This is a genomic window from Paracidovorax oryzae ATCC 19882, from assembly GCF_000687165.1.
Lineage (GTDB): Bacteria > Pseudomonadota > Gammaproteobacteria > Burkholderiales > Burkholderiaceae_C > Paracidovorax > Paracidovorax oryzae.
The window spans coordinates 1-26,019 of sequence record NZ_JMKU01000010.1; the positions used below are offsets into that span (position 1 = coordinate 1).

The following is a 26,019-nucleotide window of genomic DNA, read 5'->3' on the forward strand; positions in this document are numbered from 1 at the left end:
GCAATGATCTTGGCCACGACGCCGGCGCCGACCGTACGGCCGCCTTCGCGGATGGCGAAGCGCAGGCCTTCTTCCATGGCGATGGGGTTGATCAGCTTGACGGTGATCGACACGTTGTCGCCGGGCATGACCATTTCCTTGTCGGCCGGCAGCTCGATGGCGCCGGTCACGTCGGTCGTGCGGAAGTAGAACTGCGGACGGTAGTTGTTGAAGAAGGGCGTGTGGCGGCCGCCTTCGTCCTTCGACAGCACGTACACCTCGGCCGTGAAGTGGGTGTGCGGCTTGATGGAGCCGGGCTTGCACAGCACCTGGCCGCGCTCGACGTCTTCACGCTTCGTGCCGCGCAGCAGCAGGCCGACGTTGTCGCCGGCTTGGCCCTGGTCCAGCAGCTTGCGGAACATTTCCACGCCCGTGCAGGTGGTCTTCTGCGTGTCGCGGATGCCCACGATTTCGATTTCTTCGCCGACCTTGATGATGCCGCGCTCGACACGGCCCGTCACCACGGTACCGCGACCGGAGATGGAGAACACGTCTTCCACGGGCATCAGGAAGGCACCGTCCACGGCGCGCTCGGGCGTCGGGATGTAGGTGTCCAGGGCTTCTGCCAGCTTGTCGATGGCTTGCTCGCCCAGGGGGCCCTTGTCGCCTTCGAGGGCCAGCTTGGCCGAGCCGCGCACGATGGGGGTGTCGTCGCCGGGGAAGTCGTACTTGTCGAGGAGTTCGCGCACTTCCATTTCGACCAGCTCGAGCAGCTCTTCGTCATCCACCATGTCGCACTTGTTCAGGAACACGATGATGTAGGGCACGCCCACCTGGCGGGCCAGCAGGATGTGCTCGCGCGTCTGGGGCATCGGGCCGTCGGCGGCCGAGCACACCAGGATGGCGCCGTCCATCTGGGCGGCACCGGTGATCATGTTCTTGACGTAGTCGGCGTGGCCGGGGCAGTCCACGTGGGCGTAGTGGCGGTTGGCCGTCTCGTATTCCACGTGTGCGGTGTTGATGGTGATGCCGCGGGCCTTTTCTTCGGGCGCTGCGTCGATTTCGTCGTACTTCTTGGCTTCGCCGCCGAACTTGGCGGACAGCACCGTGGCGATCGCTGCCGTCAGCGTCGTCTTGCCATGGTCCACGTGGCCGATCGTGCCCACGTTCACGTGGGGCTTGGTACGTTCGAACTTACCTTTTGCCATTTCTCAACTCCAGAATAAAGAGCAATGCCCGTGTGTTGGTTTTACGTCTGCACCGCATTGCTGAATCCTTCGCCACGGGCAACGAAGGGCATGCGATCGCAGACAGAAACTGGTTCACCCCTGCGCCGCAGGCGACACAGGGGTGGTACTTTACTTCGCCCGGGCGGCCATGATGGCTTCGGACACGTTGCGCGGAGCTTCGCTGTAGTGCTTGAACTCCATCGTGTACGTGGCGCGGCCTTGCGTCGCGGAGCGCAGCGCGGTCGAGTAGCCGAACATTTCCGACAGGGGCACCTCGGCCTTGATGGCCTTGCCGCCGCCGACCATGTCGTCCATGCCCTGCACCATGCCGCGGCGGGACGAGAGGTCGCCCATCACGGTACCGGCGTAGTCTTCGGGCGTCTCCACTTCCACGGCCATCATGGGTTCCAGGATGACCGGACCGGCCTTCTTGCAACCTTCCTTGAAGCCGAAGATGGCGGCCATCTTGAACGCCAGTTCGTTCGAGTCCACGTCGTGGTACGAACCGAAGTGCAGCGTGACCTTCACGTCCACCACCGGATAGCCGGCCAGCACGCCCTGGGTCACGGCTTCGTTGATGCCCTTTTCCACGGCCGGGATGAATTCACGGGGAACCACACCGCCCTTGATGGCGTCCACGAACTCGATGCCCTTGCCGGCTTCGTTCGGCTCGATCTTGAGCACGACGTGGCCGTACTGGCCCTTGCCGCCGGACTGGCGCACGAACTTGCCTTCGGCCTCTTCCACCGTCTTGCGGATGGTTTCGCGGTAGGCCACCTGGGGCTTGCCCACGTTGGCTTCCACGCCGAACTCGCGCTTCATGCGGTCCACGATGATTTCCAGGTGGAGCTCGCCCATGCCGGCGATCAGCGTCTGGCCCGATTCCTCATCGGTCTTCACGCGGAAGGACGGATCCTCGGCGGCCAGGCGCTGCAGGGCGATGCCCATCTTTTCCTGGTCGGTCTTGGTCTTGGGTTCGACGGCCTGCGTGATCACGGGCTCGGGGAACACCATGCGCTCCAGCGTCACGATGGCTTCGGGATCGCACAGGGTTTCGCCCGTGGTCACGTCCTTCAGGCCCACGCAGGCGGCGATGTCGCCGGCGCGGATTTCTTCCACTTCCAGGCGTTCGTTCGCGTGCATCTGCACGATACGGCCGATGCGCTCCTTGCGGCCCTTCACGGGGTTGTACACGGTGTCGCCCTTGGAGAGCACGCCCGAGTACACACGCACGAAGGTCAGCTGGCCCACGAACGGGTCGGTCATCAGCTTGAATGCCAGGGCCGAGAACTTCTCGCCGTCATCCGCCTTGCGGGTGGTTTCGGCTTCGTCCTCGTCCGTGCCGGCCACGGGAGGAATGTCCACGGGCGAAGGCAGGTAGTCGATCACGGCGTCCAGCATGCGCTGCACACCCTTGTTCTTGAACGCCGTGCCGCACAGCATGGGCTGGATCTCGGTGGCGATCGTGCGCGTGCGCAGGCCGAGCTTGATCTCGTCCTCGGAGAGGTCGCCCTCTTCCAGGTACTTGTTCATCAGCTCTTCGGACGCTTCGGCAGCGGCCTCGACCATCTTCTCGCGCCATTCCTTGGCGGATTCCACCAGGTCGGCCGGGATGTCTTCGTAGTTGAACTTCATGCCCTGGGACGCTTCGTCCCAGATGATGGCCTTCATCTTGAGCAGGTCGACCACGCCGGTGAAGTTTTCCTCGGCACCGATCGGGATCACCACGGGCACGGGGTTGGCCTTCAGGCGCAGACGCATCTGGTCATAGACCTTGAAGAAGTTGGCGCCGGTGCGGTCCATCTTGTTGACGAACGCGAGACGGGGCACCTTGTACTTGTTGGCCTGCCGCCAGACGGTTTCCGACTGGGGCTGCACGCCGCCCACGGCGCAATACACCATGCAGGCACCGTCCAGCACGCGCATGGAACGCTCCACCTCGATGGTGAAGTCCACGTGGCCGGGGGTGTCGATGATGTTGAAGCGGTGCTCGGGATAGGACATGTCCATGCCCTTCCAGAAGCAGGTCGTGGCGGCGGACGTGATCGTGATGCCGCGCTCCTGCTCCTGCTCCATCCAGTCCATGGTCGCAGCGCCGTCGTGCACTTCGCCGATCTTGTGGTTCACACCCGTGTAGAACAGGATACGTTCAGTCGTCGTGGTCTTGCCAGCGTCGATGTGGGCCGAGATACCGATGTTGCGGTAGCGCTCGATGGGAGTCTTGCGTGCCATGATGGTCTTTCGTTAACAGCCAAAGAGCCCGCCCGCCGGTGTGGCGGATCGGGCTCCAGGCCTTCGAGATGAAGGGATGGGCTTAGAAGCGGAAGTGGCTGAACGCCTTGTTGGCTTCTGCCATGCGGTGCACTTCGTCACGGCGCTTCATCGCGCCGCCACGGCCTTCCGTGGCTTCCAGCAGCTCGTTGGCCAGGCGCTGGGCCATGGACTTCTCGCCGCGCTTGCGGGCGGCTTCCTTGAGCCAGCGCATCGACAGGGCCAGGCGGCGCACGGGGCGCACTTCGACCGGCACCTGGTAGTTGGCACCACCGACGCGGCGGGACTTCACTTCCACCATGGGCTTCACGTTGTTGATGGCAACGGTGAACGCTTCCAGGGGATCCTTGTCGGGGTGCTTCTTCTGGATGAGTTCCAGGGCGCCATAGATGATGCGCTCTGCAACTGCCTTCTTGCCGCCTTCCATGATCACGTTCATGAATTTGGACAGCTCGACATTGCCGAACTTCGGGTCCGGCAGGATTTCACGTTTGGGGACTTCGCGACGACGTGGCATTTCTCACCTCTATCTTTGCTTCAGTTGGCGCCTTTCCAGGCACCGCGAGAGCCATTCAGGACTCCCACTTACTCGACCCACGCAGAACGCCTGCGTTCGGGGCCACTACGCTGCTTCACCGCGCCACGCGGGAACAGCACCGAAAATTGCTTGAAACGCAGGGCTTACTTGGCCTTGGGCTTCTTGGCACCGTACTTGGAACGGGCCTGCTTGCGGTCCTTGACGCCTTGCAGGTCAAGCGAGCCGCGCACGATGTGGTAACGCACACCGGGCAGATCCTTCACACGGCCGCCGCGGACCAGCACGACGCTGTGTTCCTGCAGGTTGTGGCCTTCGCCGCCGATGTAGGAGATGACCTCGAAGCCGTTGGTCAGGCGCACCTTGGCGACCTTCCGCAGAGCGGAGTTCGGCTTCTTGGGCGTCGTGGTGTACACACGGGTGCACACGCCACGGCGCTGGGGAGAGTTTTGCATCGCAGGGCTCTTGGACTTGGTCGTTTCGACCTCGCGCCCCTGACGAATGAGCTGGTTGATGGTTGGCATGAATCGTCCCTAAACGTGAAAACTTCGCCCGGTGGATTCGGATCGAGCGAAGACGTGATTCCCTTCGGAAATTCCGAAAAGCCTTCTAATGTATCAGTTTGCCCCGGGCGAGGCAAGGACCGGCGCTGCCGGCCTCCCGGCACGCTCAACGTGCATCACTTGATCCAGAGCCGGATGGCATCCCAGGCACGACCGAAGATGCCGGCCTGCTCGACGGTCTCGAGCGCCACCAGGGGCACCTCGGCGATCTGCTGGTCGCCCAGCGAGACCTTGAGGGTGCCGATGGACTGCCCCTTGGTCAGGGGGGCGACCAGCGGGTCCTGGCGGACGATCTGGGTGGAGATCTTGCCGGCCGATCCCGACGGCACCGTGACCACGATGGGGTCCGGGCGCCCGATCTTGATGGTGTTCTGCGTGCCCTTCCAGAGCGCCGGGGTGGCGGCCGGCTGGCCGCCGTCGAACAGCTTGACGGCATCGTAGGCGGTGTAGCCCCAGTTCAGGAGTTTCTGGCTCTCGTTGGCGCGCGCGTTCTCGCTCGCGGTGCCCAGCACGATGGACAGCAGGCGGCGCTGGCCGACATTGGGGAAATCACGCTTGGACGTGGCCACGAGGCAGTAGCCGGCCGCAGCCGTGTGCCCGGTCTTGAGGCCATCCACCGTCGGATCGCGGAACAGCAGCGAATTGCGGTTGGTGCCGTTGGAAGGCGGCGTGCCCGGATAGGCATAGTGCTTGGTGGAGTAGTAGTGCATGTACTCCGGAAAGTCCTTCATGAGCCGCGTCGCGAGAATGCTCAGGTCGCGCGCCGTGGTCGTGTGGCCGGGCTCCGTGAGGCCTTCGGGGTTCTTGTAGGCCGTGTTCTTCATGCCCAGGGCCTTGGCCTGGTCGTTCATGAGCTTGACGAAGTTCTCGGCCGAGCCGCCCACGCCCTCGGCCAGGGCCATGGAGGCGTCGTTGCCCGACTGCACGATCATGCCCTTCAGCAGGTCGTCCACCGGCACCTGCATCTTGGGGTCGATGAACATGCGCGAGCCGGGCATCTTCCACGCCAGGACGCTCACGGGCAGCTTCTGCTCCAGGGTGATCTTCCTGGATCGCAGCGCATCGAACACCAGGTAGCCGGTCATGAGCTTGGTCAGGGACGCCTGCTCCACGGGGGCATCGATGTCCTTGGCGGCCAGCACCTGCCCGGATGTCACGTCCAGCAGCAGGTAGTTGCGCGCCGCGATCTCGGGCGGCTGGGGGGCCTGCACCTGCGCCCAGAGCGCAGCAGGCGCGAGCGCGGCGGCCATGGCGAAGGAGCGCAGCAGGGGCAGGAAGGGCTTCATGGAGGCATGCATTCGGAACGGTCCGGGAAGAAAGGAAGCGGGAGAGGGGGAAGGGGAAGGATGAAAAGCGGGGGCGGGGCAGGCAGCCGGCGGCCTGCCCCTCAGGCCTGGGAAGTCAGGTGCCGCATGACCAGGCTCTTGAGCAGCGGCAATTGTCCGTGAAAGAAATGCCCGCCGCCGGGCACGACTGTCACAGGGAGTGTCTGCGGGCGCGCCCAGTCCATCACGGCGGCCAGGGGCACGGTGTCGTCCTGCTCGCCATGGACGACCAGCGTGCGGCCATGGGCCTCGGCCGGCACGGGCGCGACGGTGAAGCGGCTGGCGGCCGTCCCCACGAGCACGGCGCGCTCGATGTCGCGCGCGCCCCAGAGCCGCTCCAGGGCGTGGCTGGTGACGAAGGCGCCGAAAGAGAACCCCGCCAGCGCGATCGCACCGGCGGGCGCTGCCTGGTCGATGACCGCGAGCAGGTCGTCCAGCTCTCCGCGTCCTTCGTCGTGGGAGCCGGCGCTGCCGCCGACGCCCCGGAAATTGAAGCGCACGGCCGTCCACCCACAGGCGACGAAGGCCCGGGCGAGGGTCTGCACGACCTTGTTGTCCATGGTGCCGCCGAAGAGCGGATGGGGATGGGCGATCACGGCCACGCCGCGCGGGTCGCCGCCCCCGGCCGCGGCGGCCGGGTCGCGCAGCGCCTCGATGGCGCCGGCCGCGCCGGAGAAGGTCAGGCGTTCAGTCTGTGCGTTCACTTGTCTGCAGTAAGGAAATGGGCCCGTGCCGCCCCCGAAAAAGGCGGCCCGCGGACCGAAATGCGGGAAGGCCGGGGTCTGAGCCCGGATCAGCGTCCGAGTTCCGGCGGGGTGAGCAGGCGCTCGACCACCTGGCCGTTCTTGAGGTGGGACTCGACGATCTCGTCGATATCGCTGGTGTCCACGTAGGTGTACCAGGTGCCCTCGGGATAGACGACCGCGACGGGCCCGCCCGCGCAGCGGTCCAGGCAGCCCGCCTTGTTCACGCGCACCTGGCCGGGACCGGCGAGCTTTTCGGCCTTGACGCGCGCCTTGCAGTGGTCGAATGCCTCCTTCGCGCCGTGGTGGGCACAGCTGTCCTCTCCGTTGATGCGGTCGTTGAGGCAGAAGAAAATGTGGCGGGCGTAGTAGCCGCGGGGCGGGGAAGTGTCTTCGGTCATGCCCGGATTCTAGGAGGCGGGGCCGCGCGCACCTCCGGCGCCGGGCGGCTGGCGACCTGCAGCACCACGTACACCAGCGTCGCGTAGGGCCAGAGCCAGCCGAGCCACTGGCCCAGGCCGTAGAAGCGGATGAAGCGCCCCTGCTCCCAGGCCAGGAGGGTTTCCGCGAAGTAGGCGCTGGTCGGCGCCTGGTTGAGCAGGTTCAGGTGCCAGACCAGCACAAGCAGCAGCAGCACCCCGGCGGCGCGGCGCGGCAGGGTCACGAGCAGCAGCGCCGCCACCAGGCCCGCGACGATGCCCACGCGCGTGGGCAGGCCCAGCCACTCCCAGGCGTGGGCCGGGCCGTAGCTGAGCGCGGCGGACAGCGCGGTCACCGCCACCCCGGCGGCGACCATGCCGCAGGCATAGGCCACGCGGCGCCCGACGTTCCGGATCACGCAGTAGCCCAGCAGGCAGGGAACGAGCAGCCCGAGCAGCACCGAGAGCAGTTCCGCCCCTGGCATCAGGGGCTCCAGCGGGGTGTCGCGCACCGGCAGCCATTCGAGGAAGGGGGTGTCGGCCAGCGTTTCGGCCAGCGCAGCTTCCAGGCGCTCCCACATCTGGCCGAGCCCGAACGGCACGGCTGCGGGGAACAGCAGCGCGGCCGGCCAGAGCGCGATGAGCACCAGGGCGCCACTCGCATCCTGCACGAACCAGCGCGCGCGGAACCGGCTCCAGCGGGCGATGGCGCCCAGCCGCTCCAGCAAGGCGGCCACGAGCGCCCCCAGCAGGGTGCCGGCCGTGTTGAGCAGCAGGTCCATGTTGGACGGCACCCGCCTCGGCAGGTAGATCTGCAGCAGCTCCATGAGCATGGAAAGCATGCCGCCGGACAGCACGGCCACCGCCACGGCCGCCCGGGGCCAGCCCGTGCGCAGCAGCGCCAGGGCCAGCAGGAAGCCCAGCGGCGCATAGCCCGCGACGTTGATGTTGACGTCGAACCAGGTCCAGTACGGCGGCGGGACCCGGGCCGTGAGGAAGACCAGCGGGGAGATGCCCTGCTCGCGCCAGCCCTCGAAGGGAAACAGGCTGGCGAAGACGATGAGCGCGATGTAGGTCAGCGCGAGCGGCCAGGCGGAGGTCTTGTGCACGGCGGCGCGCGCCCGGTTCAGAACGGTTTGACGACCACCAGCACCACCGCCGCGACCAGCAGGAGCACCGGCACCTCGTTGAACCAGCGGTACCAGCGGTGCCCGTGGCTGTTGCGCCCCGCAGCGAACTTGCGCAGCAGCACGCCGCAGGCATGGTGGTAGCCCACGGCCAGCACCACCACGGTGAGCTTGGCGTGCATCCAGCCGTTGCCCGGTCCGCGGCCGATGCCATAGCCCAGGTAGAGCCACAGGCCCAGGGCCAGCGCGGGCACCGCCAGGAAGGTGGTGAAGCGCAGCAGCTTGCGCGCCATGAGCAGCAGGCGCTCGCGCTCGGCGGTGGAATCCGGCGGCACCATGGCGAGGTTCACGAAGATGCGTGGCAGGTAGAACAGGCCCGCGAACCAGCTGGCCACGAAGACGATATGGAAGGCTTTGACCCAGAGCATGGGCCGCAGTGTACGTGCCGCCGGGCGCCCATCCGGTGGCACGCCCTCCCGAAACGGGAGCACAATTTCGGGATGCATCTCTCCAGCCCCCCGCCCTTTCCCCAGCACCGCCCGCGCCGGCTGCGGCGCGACGCATTCACCCGCAACCTGGTGCGCGAGCACCGGCTGTCCTCGCACGACTTCATCTACCCGGTGTTCGTGCACGAAGGCACGAACCACCGGCAGGCCATTGCGTCGATGCCCGGCGTGGACCGGCTGAGCCTGGACCTGCTGCTGCCCGTGGCGGAAGACTGCGTGCGCCTGGGCATCCCGGTGCTGGCGCTGTTCCCGTCCATCGAGCCGTCGCTGAAAACGCCGGATGGCAAGGAAGCGCTCAACCCCGAGGGGCTGATCCCCCGGGTGGTGCGATCCCTCAAGAAGGAGTTTCCCGATCTCGGCGTGCTCACCGACGTGGCGCTCGACCCCTACACCAGCCATGGACAGGACGGCGTGCTGGACGAGACCGGCTACATCATGAACGACGAGACGGTGGAAATCCTCGTCGGCCAGGTGCTGACGCATGCCGAGGCGGGAGTGGACATCGTGGCGCCCAGCGACATGATGGACGGCCGCATCGGCGCCATCCGCGAGGCGCTGGAGGCCCAGGGCCACATCCACACCCGCATCATGGCCTACAGCGCGAAATACGCGAGCGCGTTCTACGGCCCGTTCCGCGACGCCGTGGGCACGCGCGGGGCGCTCGGCAAGGCCGACAAGAACGTGTACCAGATGGACCCGGGCAACACCGACGAGGCGCTGCGCGAGGTGGCCCTGGACATCGCCGAGGGCGCGGACATGGTCATGGTCAAGCCCGGCATGCCCTACCTGGACGTCGTGCGCCGGGTGAAGGACGAGTTCCGCGTGCCGACCTTCGCCTACCAGGTGAGCGGCGAATACGCCATGCTGAAGGCCGCCGCGGCCAACGGCTGGCTCGACCACGATGCCGTGATGATGGAATCCCTGCTCGCCTTCAAGCGCGCCGGGGCGGACGGCATCCTGACGTATTTCGCCCGCGACGCCGCGCGCCTGCTTTCCCGGTAGGAGCGCCATGGCACCCCATTCCGGATGCCGGGGGCGCGCCCCGTGACGCTGGACGCCTCCGGCGCGATCCGCGTATTCCACATCGGCCCGCAGGGGGCGAAAGAGCTGGATGCCATCCCGCAGCGCGTGCCCTCCCAGGGCTTCGTATGGATCGCCTGCACGCGCGCCGTCTTCGGCGAGCGGCTGCCGGCGCTGCAGGCGGCGCTGCAGTCCCTGGCGGGCCTGCAACTCGTCGATCTGCACGTGTCCGACCTGCTGAATGCCCAGTTGCCTTCGCACTACGATTACACGTCCCAATACGACGTCATGGTGTTCCGGCGGCTGAGCGCCACGCAGTGCGACACGACGGAAGTGCCCAGCCTGACGGGGCTCGCCCCACCCCGGCGCGCCGGGCCTCCCGTGCTGCGCCGCATCGACACCAGCCCCGTGGGGTTCGCGGTCTTCGACCAGGTGCTGTTGTCGGTGCACCCGGGCGATTGCACCGTGCGCGACGCGTTCGCCGCCCGCCTGCTCACGGCGACACAGCCCGCGCCTGCCGCGGAGGGCGGCCCGGCGTCGGAGACCCAGGCCCGGGACATGCGCACCGGCCCCGCCCCGGGATCGCGCCTGCCGACCAGTCCGGCGGACCTGATGCTGCGCGTGGTGAACCTGATCGTGGACAACTACCTGGACCTGCGCCGCGAACTCTCTCGCCAGCTGGACCACTGGCAGGCCGAACTGCTCAAGCCGCGCGGGCGATTCGCCAACTGGAGCGCGCTGCTGGATGCGCGGCTGACGCTGCACCAGCTCGACGAGATCTGCGAGGACCAGCGGGCCGCCGTGCAGGACTGGGTGGACACGCTCGAGACCTGGACACTGCCCGAGAACATCGCTGCGCTGCGCGAACTGGAACTGCTCAAGGTGCGCAGCCGCGACGTGCTGGAACATATCGAACGGGTGGTGCACCACGTGCGCCGGCTGGAGCAGAGCACCGAAACGGCGGTGCAGATGCATTTCAGCGTCCAGAGCAACCGCACGAACGACATCATGCGCACGCTCACCGCCCTCACCGCCGTGTTCCTGCCGCTCAACCTGATCGCCGGCATCTTCGGCATGAATTTCGAGTTCATTCCGCTGGTCCACAAGCAGGATGGCTTCTGGTGGGCCATGGCCACGATGACGGTGATCGCCATCGCCCTGGTGGCGCTGTTCTGGCGCAAGCGCTATCTCGCCCGCACCGGCCAGCATTGACCGTCCCGCCCGCATGCCTTCGCCGAAACCGCCTCCCATCGTGATCGCCAGGACCGGCGGCACCTTCCCGGCGCTGCGGGAGCGTTTGGGCGACTTCGAGGACTGGGTGCAGGCCGGGCTGGCCGGCACCGCAGCGCCCGTGCTCACCGTCGATGCGGCGCAGGGCGACGGCATGCCCGGCCCCGATGCCGTTGCCGGCGTGGTGGTGACCGGTTCGCACGCCATGGTCACGGACCGGGCGCCATGGAGCGAAGCACTGGGCGGCTGGCTCGCCCGCGCCGTGGCGGCACAGACGCCCGTGCTGGGCATCTGCTATGGCCACCAGTTGCTCGCGCACGCGCTGGGCGGTGAAGTGGCGGACCATCCCGGAGGGTGGGAAATCGGCACCGTAGAGATCCGCACGGCGCCGGACGCCGCGGGCAGCGATGCGCTTTTCGCCGGACTGCCCGGCGTTTTCGGCGCCCAGGTGGTGCACCGGCAGTCGGTGAGGCGCCTGCCTGCGGGGGCGGTGCGGCTCGCGGGCAATGCCTTCGAACCGCACCAGGCCTTCCGGGTCGGCCGCTGCGCGTGGGGGGTGCAGTTCCACCCCGAATTCACTCCCGCCGCCATGCGCGGCTACATCGACGCACTGGCAGCCGATGTGGGGCAGGCCGGCCGCGATCCGGAAGCCTTGCGCGACCACGTCCGCGCGACACCGGAAGCCTGCGGGCTGCTGGGCCGGTTCGCCCGTTTCTGCCTGAGCAGCCGCCAGACAGGCTGATCTTTATTACCCTCCAGCCGCCGGCCGGAGCAAAGGTCTCCGCCCTGCGCACAGGCCGTTCGGGCCGAGCCGCAATCAAAGACTTGACATTATTTGACCAGTCAATTAATGTTTAGGCATGCATCCGACCCGCAACGCCAAGCCTTCCGTCAATCCCGAGCTGATCGAGCAGAGCATCGGCTACCAGATGCGCCGCATCGTCAATCTGATGAGCAGCGAGGTGGACCGCCGGGTGGAGCCCCTGGGGCTGACCGATGCGCAATGGCGGCCCCTGTTGCGCATCTTCCTGGCTTCGGGCCAGGAAAGCACGGTCGCCGCCCTGGCCCGCGTCTGCCAGCTGGACGCCGGTGGCATGACGCGGCTGCTGGACCGGCTGGAAACCAAGGGCCTGTGCCGCCGCGAGCGCTCGCAGGAAGACCGCCGCGTGGTCAACCTCGCGCTGACCGACGAAGGCCACGCCGCCGCCGCCCGGTTGCCTGAATTGCTGCAGGACCTCCAGCGCACCGCCCTGCATGGATTCAGCGATGCGGAAGCCGCCGCGCTGCGCCGCTACCTGGCCCGCATCTACGAAAACCTGACCACGCGGCTCCCGCCGCCGCCGGACGGCCAGTAAGCCCTTCCGCCTTTTTTCCGAGAGCACGACACAACATGAAAAACCTTCTGGCTCCTTTCTCCTCCGCCGCAGCGGTGCCGCATGCGCAGCCGGCCGGTGACGCCGCAGGGCCTCGCTGGCAGGCGGTAGCGCTCTATGTCGGCACCCTGGCCTTCGCGCTGCTGGGGCTGACGGCCTGCGCGGACATGTCCGGCATCGCCCCCCAGGCCCGGATGCGCGACGCAGCCTCCCTGGGCCTTGCTGCACAGGCGCAGGGCACGGCGGATGCCGCACGGGCTTTCGCCGATCCGGCCGTGGCATCCGACTGGTGGCGCGGCTTCGGCGATGCGCAGCTGGATGCACTCATCGGCCAGGCACTGTCCCAGAGTCCCAACCTGAAGCTCGCCGAAGCGCGCATCGCCCGGGCACAGGCCTTCACGGAAGCCACGCGCGCCGCCGACCGCCCGCAGGTCAATGGCAGCCTGGACGCCAACCGCCAGCACTACAGCGCCAATTCCATCTATCCGCCTCCGCTGGGCGGCAGCACGGAAAACAGCGCCACGGGCCGCCTCACGGGCAGCTGGGAGCTGGACTTCTTCGGCAAGAACCGCGCGGCCATCGACGCCGCGGTGGGCAGTGCCAACGCAGCCATCGCCGACGCGCAGGCCGCGCGGGTGCTGCTGGCGTCCAACGTGGTGCGGCAGTACGTGGAACTCGCGCGGGTGCAGGCCCAGCTCGGCGTGGCGCAGCGCACCCTGGAGCAGCGCACCCAGACGCTGTCGCTGGTGCGCGACCGCGTGGCGGCCGGCCTGGACACGCGGCTGGAAGAACGCCAGAGCGAAGGCAGCCTGCCCGAGGCACGCCAGCAGATCGAGGTGCTGCGCGAGCAGGCGGCCATGGCGCGCAATGCGCTGGACGCGCTGGTGGGGCAGCCCGGAGCCGCCCAGGCCCTGGTGCCGCCGCCGCTGTCGTCCCTGCATGCCATCGCCCTGCCCGCCGCGCTGCCCGCGGACCTGCTGGGCCGGCGTGCGGACATCGCCGCCGCGCGCTGGCGCGTGGAAGCCGCCACGCAGGACGTGACCGTGGCGAAGGCGCAGTTCTATCCCAACGTGAGCCTCACGGCCTTCGTGGGCCTGGCCTCGCTGGGGCTGGACAACTTCGTCAAGGGCGGCAGCCGCGAATGGGGCGTGGGCCCGGCCATCCGGCTGCCGATCTTCGAGGCGGGCCGGCTGCGCGCCAACCTGCGCGGCAAGGCCGCCGACGTGGATGCCGCCGTCGAAAGCTACAACGCCACGCTGCTGGATGCGCTGCATGAAGCGGCCGACCAGATCGCCTCGGCACGCTCCATCGACCAGCAGGCGGCCGAGCAGCGCGAAGCGCAGGCGTCCGCCGAGAGCGCCTACGCCATCGCCCAGCAGCGCTACCGGGCCGGCCTGGGCAACTACCTGAACGTGCTCACCGCCGAGACCAGCGTGCTGCAGCAGCGCCGCCAGGCCGTGGATCTCGCGGCCCGCCGCCTGGACAACCAGGCCCGCCTGGCGCGCGCACTGGGTGGCGGCTATGCCGCGCAGGCGCCCGTCCTGGCGGCGGGCACGCAGGCACCCGCCGCATCCGGCTCCGCGCACTGACCTTTCCGCCCCTCTTTATTCGCCTCTTCTCTTCCCTTGCCGCGCGGACGATGGCCGTCCCGCGGGGAGACATCACCATGAACGCACCCCAGAACGCTTCCGCCGCCTCCAACGCCCCGGCCTCCGCACAGGACGCCAAGGCCCGCCGCCGCAAGACCCTCGTGGCCCTCGCCGCCGTGGTCGTCGTGGCCGGCGCGGGGTGGGGTCTGTACGACTGGCTCGTCCTGAGCCACTACGAGAGCACCGACAACGCCTACGTGCAGGGCAACGTCATCCAGATCACGCCCCAGACGGGCGGCACGGTGATGTCCATCATGGCCGACGACACCGACTTCGTGAAGGCCGGCGCACCGCTGGTGCAGCTGGACCCGGCCGATGCCCGCGTGGCGCTGGCCCAGGCCGAGGCGGGCCTTGCCCAGGCCGTGCGGCAGGCGCGCACCGTGTACGTGAACAACGGCTCGCTGAACGCGCAGATCACGCTGCGCCAGGCCGAGGTGGCCAAGGCGCGGTCGGACGTGGCACGCGCCCAGGAAGACCTGAAGCGCCGGCAGTCCCTCTCGGGCAACGGCGCCGTCTCCAAGGAGGAGCTGCAGCACGCGCAGAACCAGGTGGACGCGGCCCGTTCGGCCCTGGCTGCCGCGCAGGCCGGCGTCGAAGCAGCACGTGAACAGCTGACCAGCAACCAGTCGCTCACCCAGGGCGTGCCGGTGCAGGAGAACCCCAACGTGCTCGCCGCTGCGGCGAAGGTGCGCGAAGCCTATCTCGCCGAGCGCCGCACGGCCCTGCCCGCCCCGGTGGACGGCTATGTCGCCAAGCGCACGGTACAGCTCGGCCAGCGCGTGGCGCCCGGCGCGCCGCTCATGACCATCGTGCCGCTCAGCCACGTGTGGGTGGACGCGAACTTCAAGGAAAACCAGCTGCGCAACCTGCGCCTGGGCCAGTCCGCCACGCTCACGGCCGATCTCTACGGCAGCAAGGTGGAGTACACGGGCAAGGTCGTCGGGCTGGGCGTGGGCACGGGCGCGGCCTTCGCCCTGCTGCCCGCGCAGAACGCCACCGGCAACTGGATCAAGGTGGTGCAGCGCGTGCCCGTGCGCATCGCCCTGGACGCCGAGCAGCTCAAGGACCATCCGCTGCGCGTGGGCCTGTCCATGGACGTCACGGTCAACACCCAGGACCGCGCAGGCGCGCTGCTGGCGGATGCGCCGCGTGCCGAGGCGGTGGCGCAGACGGCCGTGTATGCCGGCCTCGACAAGGGTGCCGACGAAGAAGTGGCCCGCATCATCGCAGCCAATGCAGGGCCGGCTGCCCGCGCCGCCGGCCGGACGCAGGCCCACTGACCGCGGCGGCGCCCTCCCCTTTCGGAGCCTTCATGTCCTCTCCTTCCCACACTCCGCCCCTGGCGCCGCCACCGCTCGAAGGCAGCGCGCGCATGTGGGGCACGCTGGCCCTCTCGGCGGCCACGTTCATGAACGTGCTGGACACGTCGATCGCCAACGTGTCGCTGCCCGCCATCGCGGGCGACCTGGGTGTAAGCCCCACGCAGGGCACCTGGGTCATCACCAGCTTCGCGGTGGCCAACGCCATCGCAGTGCCGCTCACCGGCTGGCTGTCGCAGCGCTTCGGGCAGGTGCGCCTGTTCGTGGCCAGCGTGACGCTCTTCGTCATCGCATCGCTGCTGTGCGGGCTGGCCCCCAACATGGCGACGCTCATCGCCTTCCGCGCGCTGCAGGGCTTCGTGGCCGGGCCGATGATCCCGCTGTCGCAGTCGCTGTTGCTCTCCAGCTACCCCAAGGCGCTGGCCGGTCTGGCCATGGCGATGTGGTCGATGACCACGCTCATCGCGCCGGTCATGGGGCCGCTGCTGGGCGGCTGGATCACGGACAACATGACCTGGCCGTGGATCTTCTACATCAACGTGCCGGTGGGCATCGTGGCGGTGCTCGTCACCTGGGGCATCTTCCACAAGCGCGAATCCGAGCGGCGCGCGCTGCCGATCGATTCCGTCGGCCTGGCCCTGCTCGTCATCTGGGTGGCGGCGATGCAGGTGATGCTGGACATCGGCAAGGAGCATGACTGGTTCGCCTCGCCCTGGGTGGTGGCCTGCTGTGTGGTGGCCGTGGTGGGCTTCATCACCTTCATGGTCTGGGAGCGCGGCGAGGAGCACCCCGTGGTGGACCTGTCGCTCTTCAAGATCCGCAACTTCTGGGCCGGTGCGCTGGCCACGTCGGTGGGCTACGGCCTGTTCTTCGGCAACGTGGTGCTGCTGCCGCTCTGGCTGCAGCAGTACATGGGCTACACCGCCACGCAGGCGGGCATGGTGATGGCGCCCGTGGGCCTGCTGGCGCTGGTGCTCTCGCCGGTGGTGGGCAAGAACATCGCCAAGGTGGACCCGCGCCGCTTCGCGACCTTCGCCTTCCTGGTGTTCGCGCTGGTGCTGTGGATGCGCTCGCGGTTCAACACGCAGGCGGACCTGACGACCATCATGGTGCCCACCATCATCCAGGGGATCGCCATGGCGTTCTTCTTCATCCCGCTGGTGACGCTCACGCTGTCGGAGATCGCTCCGGCGCGGATTCCCTCGGCGTCGGGTCTGTCGAACTTCATGCGCATCACGGCCGGGGCCATCGGCACATCCGTGTCCACCACACTATGGGAGCGGCGCGCCACGCTGCACCATGCCCAGCTGACCGAGGGCCTGCAACAGGGCGGGGTGGCCGTCACGCAGACACTGCAGGGGCTGCAGGCGGGCGGCTTGACGGCGGAGCAAGCGCTCGCGCAGGTCGAGCGGCTGGTGAACCAGCAGGCCTTCATGCTGGCGGCGAACGACATCTTCTATGCGTCGGCCGTGCTGTTCCTGCTGCTGATCCCGCTGGTCTGGCTGGCCCACCCGGTGCGCGCCAGTGCGGGCAGCGCTGATGCTGCGGCCGGGGCGCATTGACTGGGGAACACCCCCCTGAGCGGCTGCGCTGCTCGGTGCTGCCTCCAGAGGCGGCTGCCCTTCGTGCACGTTCAAGCCTGCGCAGGCAGGCTTGGAACCGCAGAACTCAGCCCCCGCTCTCGCCATGCTGCGCATGGCGGGCAGGGCGGAGTGAGGACCGCGGCTCCATGCTCGCCTGCGCGGGCATGGACGGGACGAACGCCCCTCGGCTCTGGCGAGGGGCTGGACGCCAGTGGCCTGGCAAAGCCAGTTCCACGGCGCCTGCTGGCTTGGCCTGCTCCGCGGCCTTCGGATGGGTAACGCTGCGTCGGTTTCAAAGGCCGGAGGACGGGCCTCTGGAGCTTTTTCCGGCGGCAGCTCAGCCCAGGTGCTTCGCGAAGAACGCCAGCGTGCGTTCGCGCGCCAGGTCTGCCGAGGGCGCGTCGTAGGAGCCGCGCTGGTCGCAGTTAAAGCCGTGGTCGGCCTCGTAGATGTAGGCTTCCACCTCCGGATGCGCCTTGCGGAAGGCCTCCACGCCTTCCAGCGGGATGTAGTGGTCGCGCTTGCCGAAGTGCGCGATCACCGGGCAGCGCGGGGTGCGGGCCACTTCCTGGTCGCCCGTGATGCCGCCACCGTAATAGACGGCCGCGGCCGACAGGCCCCGGAGTTCGCACGCCGCCCGCCAGGACAGCAGACCGCCCCAGCAGTAGCCCACGATACCGACCTTGCCGCCGCTCTGCTGCGCCGCATGGTCGATGGCCGCCTGGATATCGGGCAGCACGCCTGCGCCGGGCAACGCCTCCACCTGCTGCTTCAGGCCGAAACCTTCCTTCATGTCGTCGTCGGTGTAGCCCAGCTCCACGCCAGGCTTCACGCGTACGAAGGTGGCGGGCGCCACAGCGAGGTAGCCCGCGGCCGCATAGCGGTCGGCCACGGAGCGGATGTGCGAGTTGACGCCGAAGATCTCCTGCAGGACCACCACGGCGCCGCGCGCCCGGCCTTCGGGCTGCGCCACCCAGGCTGGCACCTTGAAACCATCGGCCGAGGCCAGATCCACGAAACTTCCCATGTTTTCACTCCTTCGATATGGACGGGTTGAACGCCCCCCGGGAAGGGGAGCGTTGGAAATCGATCGCAGCGGCCTGCCCCGTGCCGGGCACGGCAGTGCTGTAATCGCGCCACGGCATTCTTGCAGGAGACGCACCCATGGACAAAAAAGTGGTTTTGGTGACGGGAGGCAGCCGGGGCATCGGCGCCGCCACCGCCCGGCTGGCCGCGCGGCGCGGCTGGGCCGTGGCGGTGAACTATGCGCGCGACGCCGCCGCGGCCGGGCGCGTGGTCGATGCCATCCGGGCGGAAGGCGGCGAAGCCGTGGCCATCCAGGCGGACGTGGCCGACGAGTCGCAGGTCGTGGCGCTGTTCGAGGCGGTGGACACGCAATGGGGCCGGCTGTCGGCACTCGTGAACAATGCCGGCGTGGTGGACGTGCCTGCACGCGTGTCCGAGATGAGCGGCCAGCGGCTGCGGCGCATGTTCGACATCAATGTGCTGGGCAGCTTCTACTGCGCGCGCGAGGCCGTGCGGCGCATGAGCCTGCAGCGCGGCGGCCAGGGCGGCAGCATCGTCAATGTTTCCAGCGCCGCCGCCCGGCTGGGCGCCGCCCACCAGTACGTGGACTATGCGGCAGCCAAGGGCGCCATCGACGTGCTCACTGTGGGCCTCGCGCGCGAAGTGGCAGCGGAGGGCATCCGAGTGAACGCGGTGCGGCCCGGCCTGATCGATACCGAGATCCACGCGAGCGGCGGATTGCCCGACCGCGTGCGAGACCTTGCCCACCAGGTGCCCATGGGCCGGGGCGGCACGCCGGAAGAGGTGGCCGAATCCATCGTCTGGCTGCTGTCGGACGCCGCGAGCTACACCACCATGAGCCTGCTGGACGTCTCCGGCGGCCGCTGAACCGGACATCGACATCCCATGGACCTCAAGCCCCTCATCACCCTGCTGGCCATCGTGAACCCGCTGGCCATCGTGCCCTTTTTCATCCACTACACCGACGGGTTCTCGCCGCGGCAGCGGCGGCGCACCATCCAGGTGGCGGCCTTCAGCGCGTTCTGCGTCATCGCGGCCTGCGCACTGCTGGGCCTGCAGATCCTGGAGTTCTTCAACATTTCGCTGCAGAGCTTCCAGGTGGGCGGCGGCATGCTGCTGCTCATCAGCGCGATGAACATGCTCAACGCCCAGCCCGCCGAAGCGAAACCGCACACGCACGAACTGGAGGAAGGCGCCGAGAAGGCCGCCCAGGGCGACAGCATCGCCGTGGTGCCGCTCACGATCCCGCTGCTCACCGGCCCGGCGAGCATGTCCACCGTGGTGATCTACGCCGACCGGGCGCAGACCTTCTGGCAGCACCTTGCGCTGGTGGGCTACGGCGTGGTCATCGCCCTGGCCACGGCGGTGTGCTTCGCGCTCGCCGACCCGATCGCGCGCGTGCTGGGCAAGACCGGCATCAACGTGATGACGCGGCTCATGGGCCTGATCCTCGCGGCTCTGGCGGTCGAGGTGATGGCCGACGGCCTGGGCAAGCTCTTTCCCGTGCTGGTGGCGCGCTGACCATGGCGGCCCGCCTGCTGCTCGTGGAGGACGACCCGGCCATCGCGCGCACCGTGGCCTACGCCCTGGAACGCGACGGCCTGGCGGTGAGCCACAGCCTGCTGCTGGGCGATGCCCGCGGCCTGCTGCGCGCCCACCGCTTCGACCTGCTGGTGCTGGACGTGGGCCTGCCCGACGGCAGCGGCCTGGACCTGCTGCGTGAATTGCGGCAGCAGGGCAGCGCCCTGCCCGTGCTCATGCTCAGCGCCCACGGGGAAGAAATCGACCGCGTGCTGGGACTGGAGCTCGGCGCCGACGACTACCTGCCCAAGCCCTTCAGCCCCCGCGAACTGGCTGCCCGGGCCAAGGCCCTGCTGCGCCGCGCCGCCGTGCCGGCAGCAACGCCTGCCCCCTCGGTCACCGGCCCCTTCCATGATGACACCGCCGGCCAGCGCATGCACCTGCACGGACGCGCGCTGGCGCTCACGCGCCGGGAATACCGCCTGCTGTCCCAGCTGCTCGCGGGTGCGGGGCGCATCCACACGCGCGATGCCCTGCTAGCCGGTGCCTGGGGCGGCGACAGCGAGAGCACCGACCGCACCGTGGACACGCACATCAAGACCCTGCGCGCCAAGCTGCGCGAGGCCGACCCGTCGCGCGAGTACATCCACACCCACCGGGGCATGGGCTATTCACTAGAGGTATGAAGCCACCCCTGACGCGCTTCGCGCCATCCCCCTTCCGCTGGCAAGGAACTTGACCCATGCGCCTCGGACTGCGGCTGCTTTTCGCGTTCTTCCTCATCAACGGCATCGCGGCGTTCTTCGTGCTGCGGGTATTCACGGCCGAGATCAAGCCCAGCGTGCGGGAGGTGATGGAGGACATGATGGTGGACACCGCCAACCTGCTGGCGGAGCTGGCGAGCGACGACCTCGCGAGCGGGCGCCTGGCAGCGGATGCGCAGGGCGCATCCGGCGCGCCGGAGAGCAATTTCGCGCGCCACGTGCGGCGCTACGCGAGCCGGCCGGTGGATGCCTCCATCTGGGGGCTGTCCAAGCAGACGCTGGATTTCCGCATCTACGTGACCGACGCGCGCGGGCGCGTGGTCTTCGATACCGAGCGGCGTGCCGTGGGCGATGACTATTCGCAGTGGCGCGACGTGGCCCGCACGCTGCGCGGTGAATATGGCGCCCGCGCCACGCGCGATGTGCAGACCGACGACACCAGCGGCGTGATGTACGTGGCCGCACCGATCTGGATCGACGGCGCCCCTGGTGGCGAACGGCGGATCGGCGGCGTACTCACCGTCGCCAAGCCGACGCGCACGGTGCAGCGGTTCATCGACCGCGCCGAACGCAAGGTGCTGCAGGGCGGATTGCTGCTGCTCGCGCTCTCCGCGGCCGTGGGCGTGGCCGTCACCGTGTGGACGGTGTGGCACGTGCGCCGCCTGCGCGACTATGCCCTGAGCGTGCAGGCGCCGGGCGACGGGGGCGGGCCGCCACCTGCCGTGCCGCGCGTGCCCGGCGAACTCGGCGACCTCGCGCGGGCCATGGACCACATGCGCGAACGCCTCGCGGGCCGCGACTACATCGAAGGCTACGTGCGCGCCATGACCCACGAGCTCAAGAGCCCCGTCGCCGCCATCCGCGGCGCGGGCGAGCTGCTGCGGGACGAACTGCCCGCGCCCGACCGCCGGCAGTTCGCGGCCCAGGTGGTGGACCAGAGCGAGCGCCTGCAGCGCCTCATCGACCGGCTGCTGGAACTGAGCAAGCTGGAGCAGCGCCAGCATGCCGAGGCCGGCGCCGCACCGGTGGCCCTGCGCGCCTGCGCCGAGGCCGCCCTGCGCCAGTGCGCGGCGCGGGCCCTCCAGCGCAGGGTGCAACTGCAGCTGGAGGGAGAGGGGACCAACGGCCCATGGGAAGCCGAACTCATCACCCTGGCCCTGGGCAACCTCATCGACAACGCCATCGACTTCTCGCCCGAAGGCGGGACCGTGCGCGTGGTGCTGGACGGCGCCACCGCCTCGGTGCAGGACGAAGGACCGGGGGTACCGGACTATGCCCTGCCCCGGCTGGGCGAGCGGTTCTTCACCACCGCGCGCTCGGATGGCTCTCGCAGCGGCTCAGGCCTGGGGCTGGCGATCGTGAAGAGGGTGATGGCGCTGCACGGCGGCCGGCTAGACATGGCCAGCACCGCCCGCGGGCTGCGGGCGACACTGGTACTGCCCGGCTGACGATCATCCCCCGGGGGGGTGCATAGGCCCGAGCCCCGCACCGGGTGGCGGTGCACGCCACCTCACGCTCGCCTCACACACCTCATTTCCCCCTCACACCCGGAACCGAGACTGCCCCTCCATCACCACTCGCCGGAGGAGCACCTCTTGAAACACCCCTTTCTCGCCAAAGCCGCGGCGCTCGCCGCGGTCACCCTGCTGCTGCTCTTCGGGCTCGGCATGATCGATGACATCGTGCGCGACCGGCAGCACTACCGCAGCGAAGCCACCCGCAGCGTGGCCCAGAGCCTGGCCGGTCCGCAGACACTGCTGGGGCCGATGCTGCACAGCGCCTGCGTGGAAACCTGGGATACCGTGACCGGCAAGGGGGAGGAGCGCCGCACGACCGAGCAGCGGCGCGAATTCCTGCTCACGGCCATGCCCGAATCGCTGCAGGTGCGGTCGGGCGCCGCGATGCAGCAGCTTTCGCGCGGCCTGCACCAGGTCAACGCCTATACCCTCCAGGCCCATGTCACTGCACGCTGGGCCTCGCTCTCGGACCTGCGGCCGCACGCCACCGTGGAAGGATCGCGCATGCAGTGCGGCGCGCCCATCCTCATGCTGGCCGTGGGCGATGCACGCGGCATACGCGCCGCACGGGTGGAGGTGGACGGGCAACCGCTGGCGCTCAAGCCTGGCACCTTCCACCCCACCTATACGCGCGGCCTGCACACACCGCTGCCGGAATCGCTCAGTGGGCGCAGCGAGCCCCTGGTCGCCTCCGTGGATCTCGAACTGGTGGGTACCGAGCGGCTTTCGGTCGTTCCCCTGGGCGGCACGACCGACGTGCAGCTGCAGAGCAGCTGGCCACATCCGTCGTTCGGGGGCCGCTTCCTGCCGTCGGAGCGCGCGCTCGGCAACGACGGATTCACGGCACGCTGGAACCTCTCGGCTCTGGCCACCACCGCGCAGCAGGACGTAGCCGCCAGCCGGCGGCTGTGCGACCTGGCAGGAGATCCGGCGCCCTACCAGCCACCGGGAGCGGCCGAGGCAGGCTGCGCCGATGTGTTCGGCGTGTCCTTCATCGACCCCGTCAATCCGTATTCGCTCTCCGACCGGGCCACGAAATACGGCGTGCTGTTCATTGCACTCACCTTCGTGGCCGTGGGCCTGTTCGAGTTGCTGCAGCGGCTGCGGGTGCATCCGGTGCAGTACCTGCTGGCAGGCAGCGCCCTGTGCAGCTTTTTCCTGCTGCTGGTGAGTCTGTCCGAGCATCTGCCTTTCGGCACGGCCTACGCGGCGGCGGCCGGTGCGTGCGTGCTGCTGCTGACCTACTACGCCTGCCACATGCTGCGCAGCGTGCGACGCGGACTGCCGTTCGGCGCGGGCATCGCCCTGCTCTACGGCCTGCTCTACCTGCTGCTGCAGCTGGAACAGACGGCGCTGGTGGTGGGATCTCTGGCGCTGTTCGCGGTGCTGGCTTTCGTGATGGTGGCCACGCGCAAGATGGACTGGTATGCGCTGTCTGCCGCTGGCCGAGGCCCGTCTCCGGCAGCCCGGGCGGAGATCACGCCATGACCCTGGCACGACCGCATTCCGGCTTGCCCGGCACCACGGACTGGTCCGGCTTCCTGTCGGCGCCGGGCACTGCGCAGGCATCGGCAGCCCCGGTGCCGCTGCGTCCGGCGGAGGCGGCCCGGCTCGCGCGCTACCGGGACCAGTTGCTGGCAGCCTGGGACGCGAGGGACCGGGACGCGCTGCACACCGCCAAGCAGGCCGTGCTGCGGACCGCGTCTGCCTCCCGGGGAGCGACGCCCGCCTTCATGCGAGCGATACGGCAACTCGCCTGGCGCATGGCCGCCCTGCGGCTGGCAAGGTCGCGCACGGAATGACCGGCCATCCGTGGGAACACGCCGGGCCGTCAGGCCACGGCCGCGGCGGCCGGGACTTCGGCCCGCTCGCTGGAGCAGGCACCGCCGCAGCCCAGGATGGGCGCCTCGGGCAACGCATCCGGCGCATGTACCCGGCCGCTGACGGGGTCGTAGCCCACGCGGCGCAGGTGCAGGGCCAGCGCGGCATCCATGGTCTGGGTGTGCTGGGGGAACCATACCGCCAGTTCGCCAGCCATGTGGCGCAGCACGGCAGGCTCGTCGGCCTCGGCGCGGGCCGTGCCCTCGCCCATGACCTGCAGCACCACCTTGTGCTGCAGGCTGTGGCAGTTGCCGGAGGCGAAGCGGGTGGCGGCCATCCAGGCGTCTTCGCGTGCGAAGTGCTCCGCGGTGTGGGCCACGAGCGCGCGCCACGCGGGCAGCAGCGCTTCGTCGTCCGCCTCTTCGACGGCGGCCAGCAACGCGACGAATTCCTCGTGCGTTTCATCCATCAGGGGCAGGTCCAGTGCGAGCCCCTCCGACCATTGCAGTGCGGCCATGCATCTCTCCAATCCTTGGCTTGCGGTGAGCGATGCAGCTTAGGCGCAGCCCCGGCCGGGAGATTTGATGCAGGTCAGCCTTCGGGCCGCCGGGCACGCACGCCATGCCAGCGGCGTTTGCACAAAAAAAGGCCGAAGCCCCCGTCAGGAGACCTCGGCCCACAGAGGGCCATGGCGTGGCGTGCCATGGCTCCCACCAGTACGCTTACTGGTTGTACATGCGCTTGGCGTCGGCAACGCACTTGTCCTTGGCGTCGCCGGTCATGGTGTCGCAGCGCTCCTTGGCGGCCTTGTAGTCGGCTTCACGCTTTTCGTGGGCGGCATCCTTCTTGGCCTCAGCCACCTGCGCGCCCTTCTCGGCGGCCGTGTCGGCGGGCTTGGCCTCGGCGCGGGCCACCTTGGCGTCTTCCTTGGCCTTCACGTGGGCGGCCTTGGCATCCTTCTGGCAGACGTTCTTGGCATCACCCTTCAGGTCGTCGCACTTTTCCTTGGCCACGTCGTAGGCGGCATCGGCGCGGGCCTCGGCCACCTTGTAGGTGTTCTTGTCGCTGGGCTTGTACTGTGCTTCCAGTTCGGCCTTGGCGATCTTCTCGTTGCCCTTGGCTTCCTTCTGGCAGACGTCCTTGGCATTGCCCGTCAGGCCGTCGCACTTGGCCTTGGCGGCCTTGTAGTCGGCGGAGATGCGGTCGCCGGCGGCCTTGTGTTCTTCCTTGGTCATGGCCATGCCGGAAGTGGCGAGCAGACCGGCAACGGCCAGGGCGAGCAGATTGCGTGCGTGCTTCATTGTTTTCTCCTCAAGTCAGTGAAGGTGGGATGGTTTCAGGAAAGGCGGTGAGAGATCACGAGTCCTCGACGGATCACTTGTCGAAACGGAAATCGGGGTGGCGGTCCTGCCAGGCCTTGAGCTCCTTCTCGGCAGCATCGCGTGCCAAACCTTGGCGCTCCTGCAGCTTGCCCAGGAACTGGTCGCGCTTGCCGGCGACGACGTCGAGGTCATCGTCGGTGAGCTTGCCCCACTGTTCCTTGATCTTGCCGGTGAATTGCTTCCAGTTGCCCTTGATGGTGTCTTCGTTCATGGACGTGTCCTCTCTTCTGGGTGTCTCGCTTCCGCCATCCACTCCGGTACGGGGTGGAACCCTTGCGGGAGGCGATGAAGGCACTGTAAAAGTCGGCCCGGCACGGTCGCGTAGGCACGGGGGGTGAGGCCGCGTCAGCCCAGGACTACTGGCGGCGTGGGCACCCAGCCATAAAAAAAGGGCATGCAAGCACGCCCTTCGGGGTGGAGAGGAGAGGCGCCGCGGCCGGCGCGCTGGTCAGTGGGCCAGGTGCAGGCCGCACTCGCGGTTGTCTTCGCCCTTGGTCGGGTCCACGTAATCGAAATTGTTGGGCAGGCCATGCGCCTGGCAGTATTCGTACAGGTCTTTGGAACTCCAGTGGAGCAACGGTGCGACCTTGACGAGGCCGTCGGGGTTGAGGCTCACCGGATCCATCTGCGCCCGCACGGCCGTGTCGGTGGCGCGCAGGGCCGTGAACCAGACCTTGGGGGCCGTCTCGCGCAGGGCCCGCGCGAAGGGCTCGAGCTTGACCTCCTGCGTGAACGCAGCGTGGCGGGGGTCGTCCAGCGCGGGCGTGGGGCCTTCCACCGCCTCGCGGTGGGCTCGCGAGCGCAGCGGCAGGTAGATGCGCAGGTTGAGCCCGAGCTGGCGAGTCACCTCGTCGGCGAACCGGTAGGTGGCTTCGGTGTTGTAGCCGTTGTCCATCCACACGACCGGGATATCCGGCCTGGCGCGCGTGCACATGTGCAGGATCACGGCCTCGAACGGGCGGAAATTGGTGGTGACGATGGCGGGCTGGCCCAGGCCGATGGCCCAGTCCACGAGGCCCTGCGCGTTGTGGCCGAGTTCGGCGTTGATCCGGTCGAGGTCGATGCTGCTCATGGGAATGCGTGGCTCCGTTGCCGC

27 protein-coding genes are annotated in these 26,019 nt (G+C 68.5%); 13 read left to right on the forward strand and 14 right to left on the reverse strand.

Annotation, left to right across the window (positions count from 1 at the left end):
• The 9 genes from tuf to T336_RS0109700 form a co-directional block, all read right to left on the reverse strand.
• Positions 1–1,187: elongation factor Tu (gene tuf, locus T336_RS0109660; RefSeq protein ID WP_011793521.1), on the reverse strand; the 1,187-nt coding region annotated here is incomplete at its 3' end.
• Positions 1,188–1,337: 150 nt separating this feature from the next.
• Positions 1,338–3,440 carry an elongation factor G gene (fusA, locus tag T336_RS0109665; protein ID WP_026432379.1) on the reverse strand — a complete coding sequence of 701 codons (2,103 nt, stop codon included), beginning with the start codon at positions 3,438–3,440 and terminating at the stop codon, positions 1,338–1,340.
• A gap of 82 nt (positions 3,441–3,522) precedes the next feature.
• A complete protein-coding gene (gene rpsG, locus T336_RS0109670) occupies positions 3,523–3,996 on the reverse strand; it encodes a 30S ribosomal protein S7 (protein WP_011793519.1) in 474 nt (157 codons plus the stop codon).
• A 164-nt stretch (positions 3,997–4,160) separates the two neighbouring features.
• Positions 4,161–4,538, reverse strand: a complete 378-nt coding sequence (rpsL, locus tag T336_RS0109675) for a 30S ribosomal protein S12 (RefSeq protein WP_026432380.1) — start codon at positions 4,536–4,538, stop codon at positions 4,161–4,163.
• 155 nt (positions 4,539–4,693) lie between these two features.
• Positions 4,694–5,863, reverse strand: coding sequence for a D-alanyl-D-alanine carboxypeptidase family protein (locus T336_RS0109680; protein ID WP_026432381.1), 1,170 nt, complete (start codon positions 5,861–5,863; stop codon positions 4,694–4,696).
• Between the two features lie 101 nt (positions 5,864–5,964).
• A complete protein-coding gene (locus T336_RS0109685; protein ID WP_026432382.1) occupies positions 5,965–6,606 on the reverse strand; it encodes an alpha/beta hydrolase in 642 nt (213 codons plus the stop codon).
• Between the two features lie 89 nt (positions 6,607–6,695).
• Positions 6,696–7,046, reverse strand: a complete 351-nt coding sequence (locus T336_RS0109690) for a (2Fe-2S) ferredoxin domain-containing protein (RefSeq protein ID WP_019703847.1) — start codon at positions 7,044–7,046, stop codon at positions 6,696–6,698.
• Positions 7,043–8,173 carry a VanZ family protein gene (locus T336_RS0109695; RefSeq protein WP_026432383.1) on the reverse strand — a complete coding sequence of 377 codons (1,131 nt, stop codon included), beginning with the start codon at positions 8,171–8,173 and terminating at the stop codon, positions 7,043–7,045. Before T336_RS0109695 ends, T336_RS0109690 begins: the two co-directional genes overlap by 4 nt.
• A gap of 17 nt (positions 8,174–8,190) precedes the next feature.
• Positions 8,191–8,619 carry a CopD family protein gene (locus T336_RS0109700; protein ID WP_019703845.1) on the reverse strand — a complete coding sequence of 143 codons (429 nt, stop codon included), beginning with the start codon at positions 8,617–8,619 and terminating at the stop codon, positions 8,191–8,193.
• 72 nt (positions 8,620–8,691) lie between these two features.
• Between T336_RS0109700 and hemB the strand changes: the two genes are divergently transcribed.
• From hemB to T336_RS0109735, 7 genes are all read left to right on the forward strand, one after another.
• Positions 8,692–9,699 carry a porphobilinogen synthase gene (gene hemB, locus T336_RS0109705; RefSeq protein ID WP_026432384.1) on the forward strand — a complete coding sequence of 336 codons (1,008 nt, stop codon included), beginning with the start codon at positions 8,692–8,694 and terminating at the stop codon, positions 9,697–9,699.
• Positions 9,700–9,723: 24 nt separating this feature from the next.
• The gene (locus tag T336_RS0109710) at positions 9,724–10,929 is read left to right on the forward strand and encodes a magnesium transporter CorA family protein (protein WP_035225627.1); all 1,206 of its coding nucleotides are present in this window, start codon (positions 9,724–9,726) and stop codon (positions 10,927–10,929) included.
• Positions 10,930–10,942: 13 nt separating this feature from the next.
• Positions 10,943–11,689 carry a glutamine amidotransferase gene (locus T336_RS0109715; RefSeq protein ID WP_026432386.1) on the forward strand — a complete coding sequence of 249 codons (747 nt, stop codon included), beginning with the start codon at positions 10,943–10,945 and terminating at the stop codon, positions 11,687–11,689.
• A gap of 118 nt (positions 11,690–11,807) precedes the next feature.
• Positions 11,808–12,302, forward strand: a complete 495-nt coding sequence (locus tag T336_RS0109720; RefSeq protein ID WP_026432387.1) for a MarR family winged helix-turn-helix transcriptional regulator — start codon at positions 11,808–11,810, stop codon at positions 12,300–12,302.
• 35 nt (positions 12,303–12,337) lie between these two features.
• Positions 12,338–13,909 (forward strand): efflux transporter outer membrane subunit, encoded by a 1,572-nt coding sequence (locus T336_RS0109725; RefSeq protein ID WP_026432388.1) that lies wholly within the window; start codon positions 12,338–12,340, stop codon positions 13,907–13,909.
• Positions 13,910–13,986: 77 nt separating this feature from the next.
• Positions 13,987–15,249: an HlyD family secretion protein gene (locus T336_RS0109730; RefSeq protein WP_051647118.1), complete on the forward strand. Its 1,263-nt coding sequence runs from the start codon at positions 13,987–13,989 to the stop codon at positions 15,247–15,249.
• A gap of 32 nt (positions 15,250–15,281) precedes the next feature.
• Complete coding sequence (locus T336_RS0109735; protein ID WP_019702675.1) at positions 15,282–16,850, forward strand: DHA2 family efflux MFS transporter permease subunit; 1,569 nt, start codon at positions 15,282–15,284, stop codon at positions 16,848–16,850.
• A gap of 358 nt (positions 16,851–17,208) precedes the next feature.
• Here the strand turns inward: T336_RS0109735 and T336_RS0109740 are convergent, their stop codons facing one another.
• Positions 17,209–17,898: a dienelactone hydrolase family protein gene (locus T336_RS0109740; protein ID WP_026432390.1), complete on the reverse strand. Its 690-nt coding sequence runs from the start codon at positions 17,896–17,898 to the stop codon at positions 17,209–17,211.
• Positions 17,899–18,035: 137 nt separating this feature from the next.
• Between T336_RS0109740 and T336_RS0109745 the strand changes: the two genes are divergently transcribed.
• From T336_RS0109745 to T336_RS0109770, 6 genes are all read left to right on the forward strand, one after another.
• Positions 18,036–18,785 carry an SDR family oxidoreductase gene (locus T336_RS0109745; protein ID WP_026432391.1) on the forward strand — a complete coding sequence of 250 codons (750 nt, stop codon included), beginning with the start codon at positions 18,036–18,038 and terminating at the stop codon, positions 18,783–18,785.
• 18 nt (positions 18,786–18,803) lie between these two features.
• A complete protein-coding gene (locus T336_RS0109750) occupies positions 18,804–19,439 on the forward strand; it encodes a MarC family protein (RefSeq protein WP_019702672.1) in 636 nt (211 codons plus the stop codon).
• 2 nt (positions 19,440–19,441) lie between these two features.
• On the forward strand, positions 19,442–20,125 hold the full coding sequence (locus T336_RS0109755; protein ID WP_026432392.1) for a response regulator: 684 nt from the start codon (positions 19,442–19,444) through the stop codon (positions 20,123–20,125).
• A gap of 56 nt (positions 20,126–20,181) precedes the next feature.
• On the forward strand, positions 20,182–21,651 hold the full coding sequence (gene creC / locus T336_RS0109760) for a two-component system sensor histidine kinase CreC (RefSeq protein ID WP_026432393.1): 1,470 nt from the start codon (positions 20,182–20,184) through the stop codon (positions 21,649–21,651).
• A 147-nt stretch (positions 21,652–21,798) separates the two neighbouring features.
• Positions 21,799–23,208, forward strand: coding sequence for a cell envelope integrity protein CreD (creD, locus tag T336_RS0109765; RefSeq protein ID WP_026432394.1), 1,410 nt, complete (start codon positions 21,799–21,801; stop codon positions 23,206–23,208).
• Positions 23,205–23,522 carry a hypothetical protein gene (locus T336_RS0109770; RefSeq protein WP_026432395.1) on the forward strand — a complete coding sequence of 106 codons (318 nt, stop codon included), beginning with the start codon at positions 23,205–23,207 and terminating at the stop codon, positions 23,520–23,522. The genes creD and T336_RS0109770 overlap by 4 nt, the downstream gene beginning before the upstream one ends.
• 29 nt (positions 23,523–23,551) lie before the next feature.
• Here the strand turns inward: T336_RS0109770 and T336_RS0109775 are convergent, their stop codons facing one another.
• From T336_RS0109775 to T336_RS0109790, 4 genes are all read right to left on the reverse strand, one after another.
• A complete protein-coding gene (locus tag T336_RS0109775; RefSeq protein WP_026432396.1) occupies positions 23,552–24,058 on the reverse strand; it encodes a hemerythrin domain-containing protein in 507 nt (168 codons plus the stop codon).
• Between the two features lie 205 nt (positions 24,059–24,263).
• The gene (locus tag T336_RS0109780; protein WP_019702666.1) at positions 24,264–24,842 is read right to left on the reverse strand and encodes a hypothetical protein; all 579 of its coding nucleotides are present in this window, start codon (positions 24,840–24,842) and stop codon (positions 24,264–24,266) included.
• 73 nt (positions 24,843–24,915) lie between these two features.
• Complete coding sequence (locus T336_RS0109785; RefSeq protein ID WP_013592887.1) at positions 24,916–25,134, reverse strand: CsbD family protein; 219 nt, start codon at positions 25,132–25,134, stop codon at positions 24,916–24,918.
• A 237-nt stretch (positions 25,135–25,371) separates the two neighbouring features.
• Positions 25,372–25,995, reverse strand: a complete 624-nt coding sequence (locus T336_RS0109790; RefSeq protein ID WP_026432397.1) for a phosphoadenosine phosphosulfate reductase domain-containing protein — start codon at positions 25,993–25,995, stop codon at positions 25,372–25,374.
• Between the last annotated feature and the right edge of the window lie 24 nt (positions 25,996–26,019).